This window comes from Streptomyces sp. A1136, from assembly GCF_004795055.1.
Lineage (GTDB): Bacteria > Actinomycetota > Actinomycetes > Streptomycetales > Streptomycetaceae > Streptomyces.
On sequence record NZ_SSBJ01000087.1, the window covers coordinates 1 to 4,292 of the forward strand.

Below are 4,292 nucleotides of genomic sequence, written 5' to 3' on the forward strand. Positions count from 1 at the left end.
CCATGGACGCTGTCCGGATCCTCGCCGGAAGCCTCGGAACCACCGCCATGGACGCTGTCCGGAACGCAGCCATGGACGCTGTCCGCCCCTCCCTCCGCCACATCCCGGACCGCGTCCATGGACGCCTTCCGAGCCACCTTCGCGGCGGCCTCCGCCTTCTTCTTCGCGTGCGCCTTCCGCTGCCGGGTGTCCGTGTAGTGGTGCAGATGCTGCTCCCACGGCAGCCCGCCAGGGAGGAACGCGATCGGCAGCAGCTGGTACATGGACGAGGAGTTCGGCCGCCGCTTCCGAGCAAGAGCGCCCACGCCCATGAGGACCTTCACGGCCCGCGTCACGGTCTCCTCGGAGCAGCCGGCCAGGCACGCCAACGTGTCCCGCCCGGGGAAGGAATTCGAGCCGTCAGCGTCCGCGTACGTCGCGATCCAGACGCCGACGCTGACGACCTTGGCCACCTCTGGAATCCGCTTCCCAACGCGCAGCACCTCGGTCCGCATCGCGTTGATCCACGCGGTACGGGGTGCCTGCTGGTGATCGGTGGTGCTCATCGCGCCTCTCAGGTCCGGGCAAGCCGGTGGGGGTGCTTCTCGGCCGTACGCAAGTGGGCTGACCAGGCGTTTCCCCGCCCGATCAACGTGGGGTCCACTATTCCGCGAACTTTAAAGTTTTGCAAGTATCGCCATATTGGTTAAACTGGCCATCCGTTACACTCTGACCATGACCGCTGCTCCAAAGCCCGTCCTCGCCGACGACGGCATCCAGGACCTCCCGCTGACACACGCCCGCGCCCAGCTCACGACGCTGATCGAGGACGCCAGGGAGCGGGACACGATGACCGCGCTGACCGTGCGTGGACGTCGGCGCATCTGCCTCGTCACGCCCGAGTTCGTTGAGGAAGCGCTGCGGCTGATGGGCAAGCGGTCCGGCTGACCAAGGAGCATGCGCGTGCCCGCTCTCACCGACCGTCCGACCGCCCTGTACCGCTGCAAGGACACGACCGGCCGGCTGCTGTACGTCGGCGTTACCACCGACCCGGACGTGCGCTTCAAGCGCCACGAGGCCACGGCACCGTGGTGGCCGCTCGTCGCCGAGCGCTTGGTCGACTGGCACCCGACACGCCCGGCCGCCGAGGAGGCCGAGGCGACCGCCATCAAGGACGAGTCGCCGCTCTACAACCGCGCCGGGTCCGACTCGCCGCAGGCCCTCGCCGAGGACTTCCCCGTCGAGCGCGAGGTCTCGAAGAACCAGCTGCGGCTCCGCCTGGCCGACGTGCTCCACGCCAGCGCCGTTGAGGGTCGCATCACTTACATCACCAGCAACGGCCGCCGCGTCGCAGCGATTGCGCCCCTGGCCGTGGCCGAGGCCCGCACCACCTGAACCCCAGCTCATGGCCGCCCACCCGCCTTGCGGCGGTAGGCGGCCAGGTCGAGGACGCCCGGCGGCAGGACCGCCGGGCGTTGCTGCGTGGGCGTACGAGTGCGGGCCGGGCAGGTGGCCACGTGCGGGATGTGCAGCTTCTCCCAGGCCATGCGGGGCAGTTCCTCGGAAGGGCGGCGGGACCGGTACGTGCCGAGCCCGTCGCGGTAGACCGCGGTGTTCCCCGTGTCGTCCGGCGCGGGGTCGACGGCGAGGCGTTTCCCGGCGTCGGTGACGGTCCACAGCACTTCGCGGTGGCAGTCCATGCAGATGGGGCGCCTGGGCATCCGCGTTCTCCTTCCGAGGAGCAGGTGGCGCGGGGCCGCAGAGCGCCCCGCGCGCGGTCAGTCGGTGAGCGCGTCGGCGATCAGCTCGCCGAACCAGATGAGGACGGCGACGACCAGGCCGACGAGCCACCACCAGGGCGGGACGGTGGTGATGGCGTACGTGATGCTGGCCGCGAGTGCGCCGCCGGCGAGGCCGAGCAGGAAGCGGGTGAAGGGGTACACAGCTGGTTCTCCTTGGGTCAGTCGCAGAGGTCGAAGCCGTGGCCGCGGTGGGCGGGCTTCTTCTTGGCGGTGGGCGTCGGCGTCGGGGACTTCCGCACGGTCGGGGCCTGTACGGCCGGGGCGTCTTGCACCGGGGGCACGGCTTGGGGGCGTGTGGGGACCTTCGAGGCGGTGGGCGCCTTCTCCATCGACGGGGCCTTGCCCACCGGTGCCGGGGCCTTCGGCTGGGCTGCCGGGGCCTTGGGTGCCGGAGCGGCAGGACGAGGAGCAGGCGGCGGGGCCGGCTTGGCTACGGCGGCCAGCGCGAACCAGTCGCACCCGCCGTCGTCGTCGCTGTCGCCGCTGCACGAGCCGAGGAGCAGCACGAGCAGGACCAGGACGAGCACGACGACCGCCGCGGTGGCCGTGGGGCCACGTCCCGGGCTCACTGGTCGGCCGCCTTCGGGCGACGCCGGCGGTTGCGCAGCTCGACCTTGGCCTCCAGCAGCAGCGTCCGCGCCAGGCCGTACGACAGGTCGTGTTTGGCCGCCAGGGCGCGGATCGACGCCCCATCGTTGTAGGCGTCGGCGAGGACCTGGTGCAGCTGCTCGCGGTCCTCGCCGCGCCTCCTCGGCCGCCGGATCAGCTCGTCGCGCCGCTCCTGGGGAGGGGTCGTCAGATCAGTGCTCATGGTGCTCGGTTCCTTCCGTCGGGTGGGGGTGTCGGGCGGCGCGAGCGTCCAGCTCGGCCGCGTAGGTGACCTCGGCGCCGCCGAGCTGGTCGAGGGCCCATGCCTCGCCTCGGCCGGCGTCCGGCCGCCGGTACAGGACGAGGAGCGCCCGGCGGGCCTCGTTGGCCATCACCCGGCACGCGGCCAACAGGTCGAGGGGGCGTCGCCCTGGTCGGCGATCCGGGCGGTGATTTCGCGCGTCAGGTCCTCGTCCTGGGCGTGGGCCGCCTCGAGTGCTCCCCGCGTCCAGAGCGTCAGCAGTCCGGGGCTCAGCACGCCCGCCCCCGTCACAACTGCCCCTGGCTGCTGTACGCCTGGACGATGCCGGCGATGTCGGCCAGGGCATCTTCGGCACACACCTTGTCGGCCGGGACGCCCTTGTCGTCCCGCAGGTGCGTCGGGTGCCCGCAGTACCGGCACGGCCGCTCCTGTGCCGACCAGTGCGCGGACGAGTGCCAGTTGAGGAGACCGTTCACCGGCAGCGGCGACGGCGACGGCTTTGGGACGGACGGCTTCGGGGCTGCTCTACGCCGCCGAGGTGGCATCAGCCTTCTCCTTCTCCCTCTCCAGGCGGCGCTGCTTCTCCGCCGACCGCCGGGCCTGCCTCAGGAGTTCGGCGCGCTCGTCCTCGTCCAGGCCGCCCCACACGCCGTAGTCCTCCCGGAACGTCAGGGCGTGCCCAAGGCACTCGGACCGGACGGGGCAGCGGACGCAGAACTCCTTGGCGTAGCTCGCGTCCACGGAGGCCGGTACCCCGCCCTTGCCGACGGGGAAGAACGTGGCCGTCTCGACACCGGCGCACGCCGCGTCGTCGCTCCAGTGATGAGCCCGGGGCAGGGTCAGGTGATCATTCGGGCGGGGGATTCGCGGCATGGTCGGCTCCTTGCTTCGTCGTCGTGTCCGGATAGGTCGCGCGGACATGTCCGGACACATGTCCGCGCTGGTCAGGGCTGAGGGGAGGGCGCCGAGGCCGTCATGTCAGGAGGGGTGTCCGTGTCGTGTCCGGACGTGTCCGAGCGCCGTGTCCGGCGGTGCCGGCGACGTCGCGGAGTGCGCCGTACGTCCCAGCCGAGGCAGCCCGCGCCTAGCACGAGCGGCCCCCACACGTGGGCCGTCGAGATCACGGCGTCGACTACGCCGACGTACGCCAGGAACACGTCGATCAGCCACATGGCGAGAGCCCCATCTCCTCGCGCCAGCGGTCCACCGTGCGGGCGGCCATCCCCAGCCGCTCACCGATCACGACCGACGACTTACCGGCCTCGGTCATGACCTTGACCACCCGCCGCTGCTCCTCGGGGTTCAGCGGCGGGCAGACGCCCCGGCACAGCGCGGCACGCTCCACCGCGACCAGGTCGATGCCCTTGTCCCACGTCGATCCGTGCAGCATCACGACTCGCCCCCTTCGCGGATCTTGCGGTCCGCGAGGTGTCCGCCGGTCAGGCAGCACGGGTAGTCGCATGTCGGCCGCACGTTGCCCTCGGGCTCTCGCCCGTAGTGCCAGCGGAACGCCAGCCGGTACCCGGTCTCGACCTGGCCGCGCCAGGCGACGACGGGCGTGCCGCGGTGGCCGGTCGCACCGGTCCAATGAAGATGGCCGCCATCGACGGCGACGGTCCGCAGCGCGAACGCGTCCTCCCACGAGGCGGCTGAACCGGGAC

The 4,292-nt window shown here is 71.5% G+C and carries 12 protein-coding genes and 1 pseudogene; 2 read left to right on the forward strand and 11 right to left on the reverse strand.

Going from position 1 to position 4,292, the window contains the following annotated elements; translation table 11 throughout:
- Positions 1–545 (reverse strand): hypothetical protein (locus E6R62_RS37210; protein ID WP_136217875.1); only part of this gene is annotated, 545 nt, incomplete at its 3' end.
- Positions 546–714: 169 nt separating this feature from the next.
- Between E6R62_RS37210 and E6R62_RS37215 the strand changes: the two genes are divergently transcribed.
- Positions 715–927, forward strand: coding sequence for a hypothetical protein (locus E6R62_RS37215; RefSeq protein ID WP_136217876.1), 213 nt, complete (start codon positions 715–717; stop codon positions 925–927).
- A gap of 15 nt (positions 928–942) precedes the next feature.
- On the forward strand, positions 943–1,374 hold the full coding sequence (locus E6R62_RS37220) for a GIY-YIG nuclease family protein (RefSeq protein ID WP_136217877.1): 432 nt from the start codon (positions 943–945) through the stop codon (positions 1,372–1,374).
- Between the two features lie 8 nt (positions 1,375–1,382).
- Here the strand turns inward: E6R62_RS37220 and E6R62_RS37225 are convergent, their stop codons facing one another.
- The 10 genes and pseudogenes from E6R62_RS37225 to E6R62_RS40080 form a co-directional block, all read right to left on the reverse strand.
- On the reverse strand, positions 1,383–1,700 hold the full coding sequence (locus E6R62_RS37225; RefSeq protein WP_136217878.1) for a hypothetical protein: 318 nt from the start codon (positions 1,698–1,700) through the stop codon (positions 1,383–1,385).
- A 57-nt stretch (positions 1,701–1,757) separates the two neighbouring features.
- Positions 1,758–1,922, reverse strand: coding sequence for a hypothetical protein (locus E6R62_RS40070; RefSeq protein ID WP_168714307.1), 165 nt, complete (start codon positions 1,920–1,922; stop codon positions 1,758–1,760).
- Between the two features lie 17 nt (positions 1,923–1,939).
- A complete protein-coding gene (locus tag E6R62_RS37230; RefSeq protein WP_136217879.1) occupies positions 1,940–2,350 on the reverse strand; it encodes a hypothetical protein in 411 nt (136 codons plus the stop codon).
- Positions 2,347–2,592 carry a helix-turn-helix domain-containing protein gene (locus E6R62_RS37235; RefSeq protein WP_136217880.1) on the reverse strand — a complete coding sequence of 82 codons (246 nt, stop codon included), beginning with the start codon at positions 2,590–2,592 and terminating at the stop codon, positions 2,347–2,349. The genes E6R62_RS37230 and E6R62_RS37235 overlap by 4 nt, the downstream gene beginning before the upstream one ends.
- Positions 2,582–2,761: a hypothetical protein gene (locus E6R62_RS37240; protein WP_136217881.1), complete on the reverse strand. Its 180-nt coding sequence runs from the start codon at positions 2,759–2,761 to the stop codon at positions 2,582–2,584. Before E6R62_RS37240 ends, E6R62_RS37235 begins: the two co-directional genes overlap by 11 nt.
- Complete coding sequence (locus tag E6R62_RS40075) at positions 2,761–2,907, reverse strand: hypothetical protein (RefSeq protein WP_168714308.1); 147 nt, start codon at positions 2,905–2,907, stop codon at positions 2,761–2,763. The genes E6R62_RS37240 and E6R62_RS40075 overlap by 1 nt, the downstream gene beginning before the upstream one ends.
- A gap of 11 nt (positions 2,908–2,918) precedes the next feature.
- On the reverse strand, positions 2,919–3,107 hold the full coding sequence (locus E6R62_RS37245) for a hypothetical protein (protein WP_240802129.1): 189 nt from the start codon (positions 3,105–3,107) through the stop codon (positions 2,919–2,921).
- A 49-nt stretch (positions 3,108–3,156) separates the two neighbouring features.
- Positions 3,157–3,504: a WhiB family transcriptional regulator gene (locus tag E6R62_RS37250; protein ID WP_136217883.1), complete on the reverse strand. Its 348-nt coding sequence runs from the start codon at positions 3,502–3,504 to the stop codon at positions 3,157–3,159.
- A 289-nt stretch (positions 3,505–3,793) separates the two neighbouring features.
- A complete protein-coding gene (locus E6R62_RS37255) occupies positions 3,794–4,024 on the reverse strand; it encodes a hypothetical protein (RefSeq protein ID WP_136217884.1) in 231 nt (76 codons plus the stop codon).
- Positions 4,021–4,292, reverse strand: a pseudogene (locus E6R62_RS40080) (hypothetical protein); the annotation flags it as partial. The pseudogene E6R62_RS40080 and the gene E6R62_RS37255, both read right to left, overlap by 4 nt.